The organism is Caldimonas sp. KR1-144, from assembly GCF_049446155.1.
In the GTDB taxonomy this organism is placed as follows: Bacteria; Pseudomonadota; Gammaproteobacteria; order Burkholderiales; family Burkholderiaceae_C; genus Rivibacter.
The window spans coordinates 188,688-204,799 of record NZ_JBMSEE010000010.1; the positions used below are offsets into that span (position 1 = coordinate 188,688).

The following is a 16,112-nucleotide window of genomic DNA, read 5'->3' on the forward strand; positions in this document are numbered from 1 at the left end:
ATCGCTGCCGGCCGGCGCGGCACTGCTAGCATGCCCGGCAAGGTCTGCCGAAGCGGAGGTTGCCGGCCATGAAGTCACGTCCTCCCACCCCCTCGATTCGCTCGATTCGCTCGATCGCGCTCGCCGCGCTGCCGCTGCTGCTCGGAGCGTCGCCCGCATGGGCGGTGTTCAAGGTCATCGGACCCAACGGCCAGGTCACCTACTCGGACCGGCCGCCGTCCGAGCCGGCCGCGCGCGTGCAGCAGCTCAGCCCGCAGGCGACGCCGCTGCCGGCGAACAACCTGCCGCCGGTGCTGCGCGAGGCCACGGCACGCTATCCGGTCACGCTCTACACGATGCCCGACTGCAATGTCTGCGACAGCGCGCGCGCTTACCTGCGCCGCCGCGGCATCCCGTATGCGGAGAGCACCATCAGCACGATCGAGGACCGCTCGCTGTTCGCCGCGCGCTTCAACAACTCGCTGACCGTGCCGGTGCTCACCATCGGCAGCCAGAAGCTCGAGGCCTTCGAGGAATCGACCTGGGCCAGCTATCTCGATGCCGCGGGCTATCCCAAGTCGTCGGCGCTGCCGGTGGGCTACACGCCAACGCCACCAACGCCGCTGGCGCCGCGCGCGGGCGACGCCGCTCGCGCGCCCTCGGTGCCGCGCACGCCGCTGTCGGATGCGCCGCAGCGGCGGCCGGACGAACCGGCCACGCCGATCCCGCCCGGCTTCAAGTTCTGATCACGCGAAGTTCAAGGTCTGCACGCCCTCGGGCGTGCCGAGCAGGCAGACGCTCGCGCGGTGGCGCGCGAAGATGCCGACGGTGACGACGCCGGGCCACTGGTTGATCTCGGTCTCCATCGCCAGCGGATCGGCGATCGCAAGTCCGCGCACGTCGAGGATCGCGTTGCCGTTGTCGGTCACCACGCCCGCGCGCAGCAGGGCCTGGCCGCCGATCGCCTCGAAGCGCTTGGCGACCTGCGCGGCCGCCATCGGGATCACCTCGACCGGCAGCGGAAAACGGCCCAGCACGTCGACGCGCTTGGAGGCATCGGCGATGCAGACGAAGCGCTCGGCCAGGTCGGCGACGATCTTCTCGCGCGTGAGCGCCGCGCCGCCGCCCTTGACCATGCAGCCGCGACCGTCGATCTCGTCTGCGCCGTCGATGTAGACCGGCAGGCGCGCGCCCTGCGCGACGACATCGGCGGCTTCCAGCACCGCGATGCCGTGGCGCTTGAGCCGCTCGGTGCTGGCGTTCGAGCTCGACACTGCGCCGCGGATGCGCCGTTTCACGTCGGCCAGCGCGTCGATGAAACAGTTGACCGTGGAGCCGGTGCCCACGCCGATGATCGAGCCCTCGGGCACGTATTCGATCGCTGCACGGCCGACGAGGGCCTTGAGTTCGTCCTGGTTCATGGTGGGGCTCGCACGGGGATGGCCGCGATTATCGAGGACGCGCCTGCTCGGCCCGCGCGCTCGGCTCGGAGACAATCCGCGCCGATCATGGCCCTCGTTCCCTACGCCCTCACCCGCCCCTTCCTGTTCGGCATGGATCCCGAACAGGCCCACGAACTCACGCTCGACGCGCTGGCGCGCTTCCAGCACACGCCGCTGGCCTGCCTGTGGCGCGAGGCACGCGTCGACGATCCGGTGCATGTGGCCGGGCTGCGTTTCCCGAACCGGGTCGGCCTGGCCGCCGGGCTCGACAAGAACGGTCGCTGCATCGACGGCCTGGGCGCGATGGGCTTCGGATTCATCGAGGTCGGCACCGTCACGCCGAAGGCTCAGCCGGGCAACCCCAAGCCGCGCATGTTCCGCCTGCCCGAGGCGCAGGCGCTGATCAACCGCCTGGGCTTCAACAACGACGGGCTCGATGCCTTCATCGCCAACGTCTCGCGCGCCCGCTTTCGCGACGGCGGCGGCGTGCTCGGCCTGAACATCGGCAAGAACGCCGCAACGCCGATCGAGAACGCGGTCGACGACTACTTGATCGGCCTGGCCGGCGTGTATCCGCACGCCGACTACGTGACCGTCAACATCTCCAGCCCCAACACGCAGAACCTGCGCAGCCTGCAAAGCGACGAGGCGCTCGACCGCCTGTTAGGCGCCCTGCAGGAGCGCCGCCAGCAGCTGATCGCGACGCATCGCCGCACCGTCCCCATGTTCGTGAAGATCGCCCCCGACCTCGACGAGCAGCAGGTCACCGTGATCGCCGCGACGCTGAAGAAGAACGCGATCGACGGGGTGATCGCCACCAACACGACGATCTCGCGCGAGGCCGTTCAGGGTTTGGCGCATGCCAACGAAGCCGGTGGCCTCTCCGGTCGGCCGGTGCTCGAGGCCAGCAATCGCGTGATCCGGCAGCTGCGCCTCGCGCTGGGCGCGGGCTTTCCGATCATCGGCGTCGGCGGCGTGCTGTCCGGCGCCGACGCGCGCGCCAAGCGCGACGCGGGCGCCGACCTCGTGCAGATCTACACCGGGCTCATCTATCGCGGCTCGACGCTGGTCAGCGAGGCCGCAAAGGCGCTGCGCGGCTGATCCGGTTCGGCGGGCAGCCGCGCCAGGATCGCGGCGGCCATGCGATCGGCGGCGCCGCGATGGGCAGCCGCGAAGTCGAGCGCCTTGCGGCTCATCGCCTCCAGCGTGGCGGGCTCGGCCGCCAGCAACTCGACCGCGCGGGCGACCGCCGCGTCAAGGCCGGGCAGCCGCTCGCTGGCACCGGCGGCCAACGACAACTCGGCCGCCTGAGCGAAGTTGAAGGTCGACGGCCCGATCAGCAGCGGGCAGGCGCACGCCGCGGCCTCGATCAGGTTCTGGCCGCCGAGCGGCTCGAAGCTGCCGCCCAGTAGCGCGAGGCGCGCCGCGGCGTAGTAGGCCGGCATCTCGCCGAGCGAGTCGCCGAGCCAGACCTGCGCATCGCCGTCGTCGGGTCGATCGGCCTGCCACGCACTGCGGCGCGAGAGGCTCAAGCCTGCATCGCCGACCAGCCGGGCGACCTCGTCGAAGCGCTGCGGGTGGCGCGGCACAAGCAGCAGCCGCGCCGGCGGGGCCGCCTCGCGCCAGGCCGCGAGCAATGCGGCCTCCTCGCCCTCGCGCGTGCTGGCCGCGAGCACCAGCGGTCGCTCGCTGGCCGCGCGCCAGGCCGCGCCGCGCGCGATCAGATCGGGCGACGGCGTCATGTCGAACTTGAGGTTGCCGACCACCTGCACCGTGCGCGCGCCGGCGCCGCGCAGACGCTGGGCGTCGGCTTCGGTCTGCGCCAGCACTTCGGTCAGCCCGGCGACCGCCGGGCGCAGCAGGGCGGCGAAGCGCTCGCCGCGCCGCAGGCTCTTCTCGCTCAGGCGCGCATTGGCCTGCAGCAGCGGCACGCCCAGCTCGTTCGCGATCGCCACGAGATTGGGCCAGAGCTCGGTTTCCATCAGCACGCCGATCGACGGTCGGTGATGACGCAGGAAGCGGCGCACGGCACCCGGCGTGTCATAAGGCAGCCAGACCTGTCGATCGCCCTCGCGCAGCAAAGCACGGCCTGCTTCGCGGCCGGTGGCCGTGCCATGCGTCAGCAGGATGCGCAGGCGCGGGCGGCGCGCGTGCAAGGCATCGATCAGCGCAGCGGCTGCGCGCGTCTCGCCCAGCGACACGGCATGGATCCATACCGCGCCGGGCGTCGGCGGCGAAGACTCGTAGCGGCCGAAGCGCTCGCCGACCGCTTCGTTGTAGCCGGCCTCGCGGCGGCCGCGCCATGCCAGCCGCAGCCGGTAGGCGGGCGCCAGCGCCACGAGCAAACCGCTGTAGAGCCAGCGCGCGATCTGCATGCGCGCTCGCTCAGTGCGCCGCGGCCGCGATCTTCGCGTCCGGCTTGACCGCGCGGATCGCCGCGAGGAACTGCGCCTCGATGCGCTCCAGCGCCGCCTGCGTGCGGCCTTCGAAGCGCAGCACCAGCACCGGCGTGGTGTTGGAGGCGCGCACGAGGCCGAAGCCGTCGTCGTATTCGGCGCGCAGGCCGTCGATCGTGATCACCTCGCGGGCACCGGGGAACGTGGCGGTCTCGCGCAATCGGGCAATGACGTCATGGTGCTCGCCCTCGGCGCACGGCACGTTGAGCTCCGGCGTGCTGATGTTGGCCGGCAGCGCATCGAGCAGCGCACTCGGGTCGCGCTCGCGCGACAGGATCTCGAGCAGCCGCGCCGCGGTGTAGGTGGCATCGTCGAAGCCGTACCAGCGCTCGGCGAAGAAGATATGCCCGCTCATCTCGCCGGCGATCGGCGCGCCGGTCTCCTTGAGCTTGGCCTTGATGAGCGAATGCCCGGTCTTCCACATCAAGGGCTCGCCGCCGGCCTCGCGGATCGCCGGTGCAAGACGCTGCGTGCACTTGACGTCGAAGATCACTGTGCCGCCCTTCACGCGCGAAAGGATGTCGCGCGCGAACAGCATCAACTGGCGGTCCGGGAAGATGTTGTTGCCCTCGCGCGTGACGACACCCAGCCGGTCGCCGTCGCCGTCGAACGCGAGCCCGAGCTCGGCGCCGGTTTCGCGCACGGTGCGGATCAGGTCGACGAGGTTCTCCGGCTTGGACGGATCGGGATGATGGTTGGGGAAGTCGCCATCAACCTCGGAATAGAGCTCGATCACCTCGCAGCCCAGCGCGCGCAGGATGCCCGGCGCCGATGCGCCGGGGATGCCGTTGCCGGAATCGACCACGATCTTCATCGGCCGCACCAGCTTCACGTCGCTGGCGATGCGATGCGAATACTCGGCCAGGATGTCCATGCGGCCCAGTCGGCCGCGGCCCTTGGCGTAGTCCTCGGCCTCGATGCGCCGACGCAGGCCCTGGATGTCCTCGCCATAGATCGCGCGACCGGCCAGCACCATCTTGAAGCCGTTGTAGTCCTTCGGGTTGTGGCTGCCGGTGACCTGGATGCCCGAGTTGCAGCCATGCGCGCCGCGTGTCGCGGCCACGTAGTACAGCATCGGCGTGGTCACGGCCCCGATATCGACCACGTCGATGCCGGTCGAGCGCAGGCCGCGCGCCAGCGCCGCGACGAGCGACGGGCCGGACAGCCGACCATCGCGCCCCAGCGCCACGGCCTTCTCGCCCTGCCGCAACGCCTCGGTGCCGAAGGCCCGACCGAGATGCTCGGCAACGCGCTCGTCGAGCGAACGCCCGACAACGCCGCGGATGTCATAGGCCTTGAAGATGCTGGGATCGACTTGCATGGACACATCGACGCCGGCGCGCCGTGTAGAAGGGACGGCGGATTGTAGGGACGCCATGTGGGCGCCAAGCCCCTCCAGGCACACGTCCGAAAACGGCGAGTCACACTCGGTGGGCGACCTACCATCGCCTCATGCCCCCGCAAACCACCCACGTCCCCGCGGCCGTCGAGACCGTGCCCGGCGCCGGCATCGATGCCGACGCGGCCTGGCGCGTCTGGCAAGCACGCGATGCGCGCTTCGACGGGCGGCTGTTCGTCGGCGTCACCTCCACCGGCGTTTATTGCCGGCCGGTGTGCCGCGTGCGGCTGCCGCGTCGCGCGAATTGCCGCTTCTTCGACAGCGCCGTGCGCGCCGAACATGCCGGCTTTCGGCCCTGCCTGCGCTGCCGCCCCGAACTCGCGCCGGGCCTGTCGTTGGTGGATTCCTCGTCCAGCCTCGCGCAAGCCGCCGCCGCGATGCTCGACGAGGCGGTCTATGCCGGCGAGGCCGTCACGCTGCCCACGATTGCCGAGCGCCTGGGCGTGACCGATCGCCACCTGCGCCGGATCTTCCAGGGCGAGCATGGCGTGAGCCCTGTTGACTACCTCACCACGCGCCGGCTGCTGCTCGCCAAGCAACTGCTCAGCGACACCGAGCAGCCGATCACGCAAGTCGCGCTGGCGAGCGGCTTCGCGAGTCTGCGGCGCTTCAACGCGGCCTTTGCCGAGCGCTACCGGCTGAGCCCGAGCCGGCTGCGCCGCGACCGCGGCGAATCGGCGGCGCCGCCGGCCGCGGCGCTGCGCGTGCGGCTCGGCCTGCGCCCGCCCTACGACCATGAGGCGCTGCTCGGCTTCATCGCGCGGCGCGCGATGCGCGGCATCGAGGCCGTCGATGGCGACGGCTATCGCCGCAGCCTTCGCGTGACGCACGCCGGCCGCGAACTGGCCGGCTGGCTGCATGCGCGCATCGACCTCGAGCGCAGCGAACTGCTCGTGAGCCTGGCGCCGACGCTCGCACCTGCGCTGGGCCTGATCAGCGCACGGCTGCGCCAGGCCTTCGATCTCGATGTCGAGCCGCCGTCGATCGATGCCGCGCTGGCCGCGCTGCCGCTGGCGGTGCGCCCCGGCCTGCGACTGCCCGGATCCCTCGACGGCTTCGAGACCGCGGTGCGCGTGGTGCTGGGGCAGCAGGTCACCGTCGCGGCGGCTCGCACGCTGGCGCAGCGCCTGGTCGAGCGCTTCGGCACGCCGATCGCGACGCCTTGGGCCGACATCACTCACCTGTTCCCGAGCGCGCAGGCGATCGCGCAGGCCGACCCGGCAGCGATCGGCACGCTGGGCATCGTGCGCCAGCGCGTGCGCGCGCTGCAGGCCATCGCAGCCGGCGTGGCCGACGGCAGCCTGGCGCTGCACCGCGCCGCCCCCCTGGAAGCCACGCTCGATGCATTGCGGGCGTTGCCCGGCGTCGGCGAGTGGACCGCGCAGGTCATCGCGATGCGCGCGCTGTCGTGGCCCGATGCCTGGCCGTCGTCGGACATCGGGCTGATGAATGCCCTCGGCACGCGCGACAAGCGCGCGCTCGACACCCTGGCCGAGCCGCTGCGCCCCTGGCGCTCCTACGCCGTGATGCGCTTGTGGCACCACCTGGAGACCGGAACATGAACACGATCGACCACCGCGCGCTCGTTGCGCAGGGCCGCTTCGAGACGCCCCTGGGCGGCATGCTCGCCGCCGCCACTGCGCGCGGCATCGCCGGCCTGTGGTTCGACGGTCAGCGTCACCACCCCGGCGCGCTCGACGTGCCGAGCGACTCGACACAGCGCTGGATCGCCCAGCTGCGCGAGGAGTTGTGGGCCTACTTCCGCGGCGCGTCGATGCGTTTCGCGACACCGCTCGATCTCGCCGGCAGCGACTTCCAGCGCAGCGTCTGGCAAGCCCTGCTGAGCGTGCCCGCCGGCGAGACGCCGACCTACGGCGCGCTGGCCCGTTCGCTCGGTCGCGCCGACGCGGTGCGCGCCGTCGCCGCGGCGGTCGGACGCAATCCGGTGTCGATCGTCGTACCTTGCCATCGCATCGTCGGCCAGAACGGTTCGCTCACCGGCTATGCCGGCGGGCTCGACCGCAAGGCCGCCTTGCTACGCCTGGAGGGCGCTCGTGCCGGCCTCCAGCGCCCCCTGGAGCTCGCCGCATGAAGCCTCGTGACCTGTGTGAACTGCTGCTGCTGGCCGCGCTGTGGGGCGCGTCATTTCTGTTCATGCGCCTGGGGGCGGGCGAGTTCGGCCCGGTCGCGCTGGCCGCCGTGCGCGTGGGCCTGGCCAGTCTCGCACTGCTGCCGCTCGCGTTGGCCGCCGGACAGGGCACCGCGCTGAGGCAGCACTGGCGCGCCATCGCGGTGGTGGGCATCAGCAACTCCGCCCTGCCGTTCCTGGCCTACAGCTTCGCGGCCCTGTCGATCACCGCCGGGCTTGCGTCGGTGTTCAACGCGACCACACCGCTGTGGGGCGCGCTGATCGCATGGCTGTGGCTGCGCGACCGGCTCACGCCGTGGCGCGTCGTCGGACTCGTGATCGGCTTCGCCGGCGTGCTGTGGCTGGCGTGGGACAAGGCCTCGTTCAAGCCCGGAGCGCAACAGACCGGCTGGGCGGTGCTGGCCTGCCTGGGCGCGACGCTGCTGTACGGCTGGTCGGCCAGCTTCACCAAGCGGCGCCTGACCGGCGTGCCGCCGCTGGCCGTGGCCACCGGCAGCCAATGTGCCGCGGCCGTCGCGCTGCTGCCCTTGGCGCTGCTGGCATGGCCGGCGCAGCCCATCTCGAGCACCGCATGGATTGCCGCTGTGCTGCTCGCGCTGCTCAGCACGGCCCTGGCCTATCTGCTGTACTTCAGGCTCATCGCGCACGTCGGGCCGGCGAACGCCATCGCGGTCACCTTCCTGATCCCGGTCTTCGCCGTGCTGTGGGGCGGGATCTTCCTCCACGAGGCCGTGAGCACCGTGATGCTGGCGGGTTGCGCGGTGATCCTGCTCGGCACGAGCCTGGCCACCGGCTTCTGGTCTCCCAGCTCGCGCACGGCGAACGCGCCGAGCACCGCGCGTTGAGGCAAAAAATCGACGATGGGCCACCTGCTCGCGCGGTCTCGTCGATGCAGCGCGCAAATCCTTCCGCGCAATGCGACAATAGACGGATGGCGAAAGACGACGTTCAAACCAAAGTGACCGCCGACGGGCTGCGTTATCGCTCGAAGGCCTCCGGCTCCCCGTTTGGCACTGGCGGTGTGTTCTCGGCCGCGACGATGTCTTGCTTCAAGTGTGGCAAGCACCGTCCGCGTGCCCAGCTGAAGACCCAGCGCATCCTCGGCAAGTCGCAGGTCGTCTGCGATCCTGCCTGCGGCCAGACCGGCTGAGCACCGGTCGCGGGCGGTGCCCTACCGCCCGTTTCGTGCACCGCGGATCGCAATGACCACGGCCCACGACGACGACTCGACGCCCGAGAGGGTCGTCGCACTGAAGCGCATCCGCTTCCTGATGGAGTTCTGGGGCATCACGATCGACGAGATCGAGACGGCACCCCAGGAACCAACCTCGCCAGTTCCCGCGCCAACGCAACTGGCCGGCCCCAAATACCGGCACCCCTCCAACGGCGAAACCTGGGACGGCTTCGGTGAGCAGCCCGATTGGCTCAAGCGTGCCTTGCTGCTGGAAGGCTATACGGTCGAACAGTTGCGCGTAGCGGCCGAGGCTGATTGATCCGCTTCGTTCGTCGGCACGACGCCCAACCATCACGACGCAAGACGCCCAAAAGGACAAAGGCCAGCGGCTTTTCAGCAGCTGGCCTTTGAAATTTGTTGGCGGAGTGGACGGGACTCGAACCCGCGACCCCCGGCGTGACAGGCCGGTATTCTAACCGACTGAACTACCACTCCGCGTCGGTCCACCTCAATGCGTTTGAGCGTTTCGGTGAAGCTGAAATGATACATCACTTTTTCGGCCTCGCGCAATAGGCGACAGCGGATCCGCAGCCTCTCGTCCAGGCGCGTCAGACCGCTCGACATTCATCGTTTTGCAGCGCCGCCGCGATTGCTACAGTCGACAGTCGCGCGGCAGTCCATGGCGGATCCGCCGTAGGACATTGACCGCATGAGCGCCACGCCCGACGCCAGGACTGCTGCTATTGCTTCGCGTCGCATCGACGATGTCGTGCGCTGGATCCTGCGTTCGCTGGTCGTTGCACTGGCGTACTACATCACCGGTCGTCTGGGCCTGCAGCTGCCGTATCAGGGCGCGTATGTCACGCTGATCTGGGCGCCCTCGGGCATCGCGCTCGCGGCGTTGCTGCGCTGGGGGCCATCGATGACACCGGCCGTGGCCGCCGGCGCGCTGGCCGTTGCGTTGGCCGTGGGCTCCTCGGCGCCACTGGCCGCGGCCTTGTCGATCGGCAACGCGCTTGGGCCGGCCTTCGCGGCCGACTGGCTCGCGCGCCGCGGCTTTCGAACCGAGCTCGACCGTCGGCAGGATGTGCTTGCCTTCCTCGTCCTCGGCGTCGGGGCGGGAATGGCCATCACCTCGCTGTGCGGCGCACTGTCGCTTCACTTCGCGGGCCTGTTGCCGGCACCGCGAGCGCCGGTGGCATGGCTCGCCTGGTGGCTTGGCGACGCGGTCGGTGCCCTGCTGGTTGGCGTTCCACTGCTGACCTGGCCCACGGAGCCGGTGCCGGCGCGTCACCGTGCCCAGCTGCGCCGGCACATCGGGACTTTCACGCTGATCGCGGTGACGGTGCTGTGTGGCGCGATCACATTCACGCGGCCGGCCTCGGCGGACCTCACGCCGCTCATCTTCGTGCCGCATGCCCTGCTGTGCTGGCTGGTCCTGCGCGCGGGCCTGCACGTCGCATCGCTGGCCTCGCTGGCGCTGGCCGCTACGGCTGCCTGGGGCACCGCTCGCGGGCTTGGCCCCTTCTTCAGCGGCGAAGTGCAGCGCGGACTTGCGCTGCTATGGGGCTACATCGCCACGCTCGCCGTCGTACCGCTGACGATCTCGGTACTGATCGGCGAGCGCCTTCGAAGCGAGGAGCGTTGGCAGCTCGCGCTCGAGGGCGCGGCCACCGGCGTCGGCGATTGGGACCTGCGCAGCGGTCGCATCTTCTATTCGCGACGCTGGAAGGCCATGCTGGGCTATCGCGACCACGAGATCGGCGACCGGCTCGAGGAGTGGCAGTCGCGAGTCCACCCCGAGGACGACCCGCGCCTGCGCGCAGCGCTCGAGGACCTGCTGGCACAGCGCAGCAAGGAGCTGCGTATCGAGCACCGCCTGCAATGCCGCGACGGACGCTGGAAATGGTTCGAGCTGCATGCACGGGTGGTCGAGCGCGGCCCGCGCGGCGAAGCGCTGCGCGTGATCGCTGCCGGCACCGACATCACCGAACGACGCATGGCCGAGGACCGTCAGCGCCTGTCGTCGCATCTCGTGCAGCATCTTCACGAAGGCCTGGTGATCACCGATGCGCAATGCCGCATCCTGCACGTCAACCCTGCCTACACGCGACTGACGGGCACCGCGCGCGACGAGCTCATCGGCAGCGTCCCCGCATTGCTCGCTGCGACCGACCCGTCGCGGCCCGACGAGCTCGATGCCCTGCGCGGAGACGTGCGCAATGCGCTCGCGGAAGGCGGCGTCTGGCGAGGCGAGCTGGTCGCCATCCGCCGCAACGGGGAGCGCTACACCCAGCAGACCACGGTGTCGGTGGTGCGCGGCGCGTCGGGCGAGATCGAGCACCACGTGATGGCCGTGTCGGACATCACCACCGCGCGCCAGCATCGCGAGCAGCTCGAGCGGCTGGCGCACTACGACCCGTTGACCGAATTGCCCAACCGCGTGCGGCTCGCGACGCTGCTGCGCGAGGCGATCGCCGCCGCCGACCGCGATGGCCACTGGCTCGCGGTGGCCTATCTCGACCTCGACCACTTCAAGCCGCTCAACGACCAGTTCGGCCATGACGCCGGCGACCGCCTGCTGGCCGAGCTGGCCGGGCGCCTGCGGGCCACGCTGCGCGGCCACGATGTCGTCGCGCGCCTCGGTGGCGACGAGTTCGTGCTGCTGATGCGCACCACGTCGCTGGCCGAATGCGCCCAGGGGCTGCAACGCGTGCTGCAGTCGGTGACGCAGCCCTACACCGTGGGCATGCCGCGCGCATGGCACGTGACGGCGAGCATCGGGGTCACCGTGTACCCGCTCGACCGGGCCGATGCCGACACGCTGCTGCGCCATGCGGACCACGCGATGTACGGCGCCAAGCAGGCCGGCCGCAATCAGGTGCAGTTCTTCGATCCCGAGCTCGATCGCCAGACCATCGCGCGGCGCGAGGCGGCGCTGCGCATCGAGCATGCGCTCGATGCCGGCGAGTTCTGCCTTTACTACCAGCCCAAGGTCGACATGCAGCGCCGCGAGGTGCTGGGCTTCGAGGCGCTGCTGCGCTGGCAGCGCCCGCACTATGGCTTGCTGCCTCCGGCGGAATTCCTGCCGCTGGTCGAGAACGCCGAGCTAGCGGTCAAGCTGGGCGACTGGGTCCTCAACGAGGCGCTGCGCCAGCTTGGCCACTGGACCGAGCAGGGCCATCGCTTCTCGCTCAGTGTCAACGTCTCGGGCCGTCACCTTCAGCATCCCAACTTCGCCGAACGGCTGCGCGAGCTGCTTGAAGAGCACGACCCGCTGCTCGCGCGTCGTCTGGAGCTGGAGGTGCTGGAGACCGCTGCGCTGGCCGACCTGGGCCGCACCTCGCAGGTGATGGACCGCTGCCGCACGCTGGGCGTGCGCTTCGCGCTCGACGACTTCGGCACCGGCTATTCGCAGCTCACCTATCTGCGCGAGCTGCCGGTCGACTCGATGAAGATCGACCGCTCCTTCGTGCACGGCATGCTGACCAGCAGCGCGGACTTGGCCATCGTCGAAGGCGTGATCGCGCTGTCGCGCACCTTCGGCTGCACCGTGATCGCCGAGGGCATCGAATCGGCAGCGCAGGCGCGCGCCCTGGTGGCCGCCGGTTGCGTGGTCGGCCAGGGCTATGGCATTGCCGGGCCGATGCCGGCCGCGGCCGTGCCGGAGTGGGTGGAGGCCTACCGCCAGCGCGCGCCGGCGGTTCCGACCGAGCCGATCTGAGCGGCCCGCTCAGGCGGCCGCGAGCAAGGTCCGCTTCGCCTCGGCGTACTCGCGCGCGAGCCGCTCGATCAGCTCGCGCGCCGGCACCACGCGATCGACGACGCCGATGCCCTGCCCGCAACCCCAGATGTCCTTCCAGGCCTTCTTGGCGCTGTCGCCGCCGCCGAAGTTCATCGAGCTCGGATCGGCCTCGGGCAGCTTGTCGGGATCGAGACCCGAATTGAGGATCGAGCCCTTCAGGTAGTTGCCGTGCACGCCGGTGAACAGGCTCGAATAGACGATGTCGTCCGAGCTGCTGTCGACGATCATCTGCTTGTAGCCCTCGACCGCGCGCGCTTCTTCGGTGGCAATGAAGGCTGAGCCGATGTAGGCGAAGTCCGCGCCCATCGCCTGTGCCGCCAGCACCGCGCGTCCGGTGGCGATCGCGCCGCTGAGTGCGACGGGGCCGTCGAACCACTGGCGGATCTCCTGCACCAGCGCGAACGGGCTCTTGGTGCCGGCATGGCCGCCGGCACCGGCGGCCACGGCGATCAGGCCGTCGGCGCCCTTCTCGATCGCCTTGCGCGCGAAGGTGTTGTTGATGATGTCGTGCAGCACCACGCCGCCCCAGCCGTGGACGGCCTCGTTCACGTCGGTGCGCGCGCCGAGCGACGTGATCACGATCGGCACCTTGTACTTCGCGCACACGCTCATGTCGTGCTCGAGCCGGTCGTTGCTCTTGTGCACGATCTGGTTGATCGCGAACGGCGCGGCCGGCTTGTCGGGATTGGCGCGGTTGTAGGCCGCAAGCGTTTCGGTGATCTCGGCCAGCCACTCGTCGAGTTGCGAGGCCGGGCGCGCGTTGAGCGCGGGCATCGAGCCGACGATGCCGGCCTTGCACTGCTCGATCACGAGCTTGGGGTTGCTGATGATGAACAGCGGCGAGCCGATGATCGGCAGCGGCAGGTTCGCAAGAACGGGCGGCAAAGGCATGAGGACTCCGAACGGCAAGGAGATCAGAAGGCGTCGGGCGCCAGCGCGTTGACGCTCTCGCCGCCTTCGACGATGGCATCGCGCAGCGCCGGCACGCGCGAAAGGATGTGCTCGGCGTAGAAGCGCGCGGTGACGACCTTGGCGGCCATGAAGGCGGCATCGCTCGCGGCGTTGTCCTCGGCCGCAATCAGCGCGCGCGCCATCTGCCAGCCGGCCACCACATTGCCTGCCAGCATCAGGTAGGGCACCGAGCCCGCGAACACCGCGTTGGGGCTCGCCTTGGTTTGTCCGGCCACGAAGTCGACCACCTGCTCGAAGGCCTCGCGCGCAGCCCTCAGGCGCTTGAGCATCGACTTGGCCGCATCGCTCTTGCGATCCGACAGCTGGGCTTCGGTCGCGGCGATCTGCCGTGCGATCGCCTTGGCGACCTGGCCGCCGTCGCGCGCCGTCTTGCGCCCGACGAGGTCGTTGGCCTGGATCGCCGTCGTGCCCTCGTAGATCGGCAGGATGCGCGCGTCGCGGTAGTACTGCGCCGCGCCGGTTTCCTCGATGAAGCCCATGCCGCCGTGCACCTGCACGCCGAGCGACGTGGCCTCCAGGCTCATCTCGGTGCTGTAGCCCTTCACCAGCGGCACCATGAACTCGTAGAAGGCCTGGTTCTGCTTGCGCACCTCTGCATCGGGATGCGCGTGCGCGGCGTCGTACGCGGCCGCGGCGGTGATCGCCATCGCGCGGCAGCCTTCGGTCAGCGCGCGCATGGTCATCAGCATGCGCTTGACGTCGGGGTGGTGGATGATCGGACCGCTGCCCGGCAGCGAGCCGTCGACCGGGCGGCTTTGCACGCGGTCCTTCGCGTAGGCGGCAGCTTTCTGGTAGGCGCGTTCGGCCACCGCGATGCCCTGCATGCCCACCGCGTAGCGGGCCGCGTTCATCATGATGAACATGTACTCGAGGCCGCGGTTCTCCTGGCCGATGAGATAACCGGTCGCGCCGCCATGGTCGCCGAACTGCAGCACCGCGGTCGGGCTGGCCTTGATGCCCAGCTTGTGCTCGATGCTCACGCAGTGCACGTCGTTGCGCTCGCCCAGCGAGCCATCGGCATTCACCATGAACTTGGGCACGATGAAAAGCGAGATGCCCTTCACGCCCTCCGGGGCGCCGGCCACGCGCGCGAGCACCAGGTGGACGATGTTGTCCGCCATGTCGTGCTCGCCGTAGGTGATGAAGATCTTGGTGCCGAAGAGCTTGAACGAACCGTCGGCCTGCGGCTCGGCGCGCGTGCGCACCAGCGCGAGATCGCTGCCGGCTTGCGGCTCGGTCAGGTTCATCGTGCCCGTCCACTCGCCGGAGATCATCTTCGGGATGTAGGTCTGCTGCTGCTCGGGCGTACCGGCGGTCAGCAGCGCCTCGATCGCGCCGTCGGTCAGCAGCGGGCACAACGCGAAGCTCAGGTTGGCGCTGTTGACCATCTCGATGCAGGCCGCGCCGATGGTCTTGGGCAGGCCCTGGCCACCGAAGTCGACCGGATGCTGCAGGCCCTGCCAGCCGCCTTCGACGAACTGACGAAAGGCCTGCTTGAACCCCGGCGTGGTGGTGACGTTGCCGTCCTTCCAGAAGCTGGGTTGCTGGTCGCCGGTCCAGTTCAGCGGCGCCATCACGCCCTCGTTGAGCTTGGCGCATTCCTCGAGCACGGCTTGCGCGGTCTCGAAGCCGGCGTCCTCGTAGCCGGGCAACTGGGCCACCGCTTCGATGCCGGCCAGCTCCTTCATGCAGAACAGCATGTCCTTCACGGGCGCCTGGTAACTCATTCTTGTCTCCTCAACAGCCGAAGAAAAAGCGCCCGGACGCAAGGACGTCGAGGCGCTTGAAGATCACGCGCAATGCAGCTCAGAGCTGCTTGACCAACTCGGGCACGGCCTCGAACAGGTCGGCCTCGAGGCCGTAGTCGGCCACGCTGAAGATCGGCGCCTCCGGATCCTTGTTGATCGCGACGATCACCTTGGAGTCCTTCATGCCGGCCAGGTGCTGGATCGCGCCGCTGATGCCGCAGGCGACATACAGGCTGGGCGCGACGATCTTGCCGGTCTGGCCGACCTGCCAGTCGTTGGGCGCGTAGCCGGCGTCGACCGCGGCACGGCTCGCACCGAGCGCGGCGCCGAGCTTGTCGGCCAGCGGCGTGAGCACCTCGTTGAACTTGTCGCTCGAGCCCAGCGCACGGCCGCCGGAGACGATGATCTTCGCGGCGGTGAGCTCCGGGCGGTCGCTCTTGGTGACCTCGCGGCCGACGAAGGCGCTCTTGCCGGAGTCGGCCACCGCGGGGATGTTCTCGACCGCCGCGTTGCCGCCGGTGCCCGCGGCGTCGAAGCCGGTGGTGCGCACGGTGATGACCTTCACCGCATCGCTGGTCTGCACGATGGCGATGGCGTTGCCGGCGTAGATCGGGCGCTCGAAGGTGTCGGGCGCATCGACCTTGGTGATATCGCTGATCTGCGCGACGTCGAGCTTGGCGGCCACGCGCGGCGCGACGTTCTTGCCGTGCGCGGTGGCTGGGAACAGCAGGTGGCTGTAGCTGCCCGCGATGGCCAGCACTTGCGCGGCCACGTTCTCGGCGAGTTGCTCGCCCAGCTGCGGCGCGTCGGCCAGCAGCACCTTGGCGACACCCTGGACCTGCGCGGCCGCCTGCGCGGCGCCGGCCGCGTTGTGGCCGGCGATCAGCACGTGGACATCGCCGCCGCACTGAGTCGCGGCGGTGATGGTGTTGAGCGTGGCGCCCTTGAGGGTGCCGTGGTCGTGTTCAGCGATGACAAGTACGGTCAT

Annotated in this window: 14 protein-coding genes and 1 tRNA gene; 8 read left to right on the forward strand and 7 right to left on the reverse strand. The window is 69.8% G+C overall.

The annotated features are described in order from the left end of the window. Nucleotides 1–68 precede the first annotated feature (68 nt). Nucleotides 69–725 carry a glutaredoxin family protein gene (locus tag ACO2TI_RS20880; protein ID WP_423287107.1) on the forward strand — a complete coding sequence of 219 codons (657 nt, stop codon included), beginning with the start codon at nucleotides 69–71 and terminating at the stop codon, nucleotides 723–725. On the opposite strand, the gene rpiA is transcribed toward ACO2TI_RS20880, so the two are convergent. Further along, nucleotides 726–1,400 carry a ribose-5-phosphate isomerase RpiA gene (gene rpiA, locus ACO2TI_RS20885; protein ID WP_423287108.1) on the reverse strand — a complete coding sequence of 225 codons (675 nt, stop codon included), beginning with the start codon at nucleotides 1,398–1,400 and terminating at the stop codon, nucleotides 726–728. It abuts the gene before it with no gap. Between the two features lie 87 nt (nucleotides 1,401–1,487). Here rpiA and ACO2TI_RS20890 point away from each other — a divergent pair, with 87 nt between their 5' ends. After that, entirely contained in the window at nucleotides 1,488–2,522 is a 1,035-nt protein-coding gene (locus ACO2TI_RS20890) for a quinone-dependent dihydroorotate dehydrogenase (RefSeq protein ID WP_423287109.1), read from the forward strand. On the opposite strand, the gene waaA is transcribed toward ACO2TI_RS20890, so the two are convergent. Both waaA and ACO2TI_RS20900 read right to left on the reverse strand, forming a co-directional pair. Then, nucleotides 2,471–3,796, reverse strand: coding sequence for a lipid IV(A) 3-deoxy-D-manno-octulosonic acid transferase (gene waaA / locus ACO2TI_RS20895; RefSeq protein ID WP_423287110.1), 1,326 nt, complete (start codon nucleotides 3,794–3,796; stop codon nucleotides 2,471–2,473). The genes ACO2TI_RS20890 and waaA overlap by 52 nt on opposite strands. A gap of 10 nt (nucleotides 3,797–3,806) precedes the next feature. After that, nucleotides 3,807–5,198, reverse strand: coding sequence for a phosphomannomutase/phosphoglucomutase (locus ACO2TI_RS20900; protein WP_423287111.1), 1,392 nt, complete (start codon nucleotides 5,196–5,198; stop codon nucleotides 3,807–3,809). 131 nt (nucleotides 5,199–5,329) lie between these two features. Here ACO2TI_RS20900 and ACO2TI_RS20905 point away from each other — a divergent pair, with 131 nt between their 5' ends. The 5 genes from ACO2TI_RS20905 (at nucleotide 5,330) to ACO2TI_RS20925 (ending at nucleotide 8,918) form a co-directional block, all read left to right on the forward strand. Beyond that, on the forward strand, nucleotides 5,330–6,838 hold the full coding sequence (locus ACO2TI_RS20905; protein ID WP_423287112.1) for a DNA-3-methyladenine glycosylase 2 family protein: 1,509 nt from the start codon (nucleotides 5,330–5,332) through the stop codon (nucleotides 6,836–6,838). Next, on the forward strand, nucleotides 6,835–7,368 hold the full coding sequence (locus ACO2TI_RS20910) for a methylated-DNA--[protein]-cysteine S-methyltransferase (protein ID WP_423287113.1): 534 nt from the start codon (nucleotides 6,835–6,837) through the stop codon (nucleotides 7,366–7,368). Before ACO2TI_RS20905 ends, ACO2TI_RS20910 begins: the two co-directional genes overlap by 4 nt. Further along, nucleotides 7,365–8,270 (forward strand): DMT family transporter, encoded by a 906-nt coding sequence (locus ACO2TI_RS20915; protein ID WP_423287114.1) that lies wholly within the window; start codon nucleotides 7,365–7,367, stop codon nucleotides 8,268–8,270. The genes ACO2TI_RS20910 and ACO2TI_RS20915 overlap by 4 nt, the downstream gene beginning before the upstream one ends. A gap of 86 nt (nucleotides 8,271–8,356) precedes the next feature. Beyond that, complete coding sequence (locus ACO2TI_RS20920; protein ID WP_423287115.1) at nucleotides 8,357–8,575, forward strand: hypothetical protein; 219 nt, start codon at nucleotides 8,357–8,359, stop codon at nucleotides 8,573–8,575. Nucleotides 8,576–8,627: 52 nt separating this feature from the next. Further along, complete coding sequence (locus ACO2TI_RS20925; protein WP_423287116.1) at nucleotides 8,628–8,918, forward strand: H-NS histone family protein; 291 nt, start codon at nucleotides 8,628–8,630, stop codon at nucleotides 8,916–8,918. A gap of 99 nt (nucleotides 8,919–9,017) precedes the next feature. On the opposite strand, the gene ACO2TI_RS20930 is transcribed toward ACO2TI_RS20925, so the two are convergent. Beyond that, nucleotides 9,018–9,094, reverse strand: a tRNA-Asp gene (locus ACO2TI_RS20930). A gap of 214 nt (nucleotides 9,095–9,308) precedes the next feature. Here ACO2TI_RS20930 and ACO2TI_RS20935 point away from each other — a divergent pair. Further along, on the forward strand, nucleotides 9,309–12,323 hold the full coding sequence (locus ACO2TI_RS20935) for an EAL domain-containing protein (RefSeq protein ID WP_423287117.1): 3,015 nt from the start codon (nucleotides 9,309–9,311) through the stop codon (nucleotides 12,321–12,323). A gap of 9 nt (nucleotides 12,324–12,332) precedes the next feature. Here ACO2TI_RS20935 and ACO2TI_RS20940 read toward each other — a convergent pair whose 3' ends face one another. From ACO2TI_RS20940 to ACO2TI_RS20950, 3 genes are all read right to left on the reverse strand, one after another. Continuing rightward, nucleotides 12,333–13,295, reverse strand: a complete 963-nt coding sequence (locus tag ACO2TI_RS20940; protein ID WP_423287118.1) for an NAD(P)H-dependent flavin oxidoreductase — start codon at nucleotides 13,293–13,295, stop codon at nucleotides 12,333–12,335. Between the two features lie 23 nt (nucleotides 13,296–13,318). Next, entirely contained in the window at nucleotides 13,319–15,103 is a 1,785-nt protein-coding gene (locus ACO2TI_RS20945) for an acyl-CoA dehydrogenase (RefSeq protein ID WP_423287119.1), read from the reverse strand. Nucleotides 15,104–15,182: 79 nt separating this feature from the next. Then, entirely contained in the window at nucleotides 15,183–16,112 is a 930-nt protein-coding gene (locus ACO2TI_RS20950) for an electron transfer flavoprotein subunit alpha/FixB family protein (RefSeq protein WP_423287120.1), read from the reverse strand.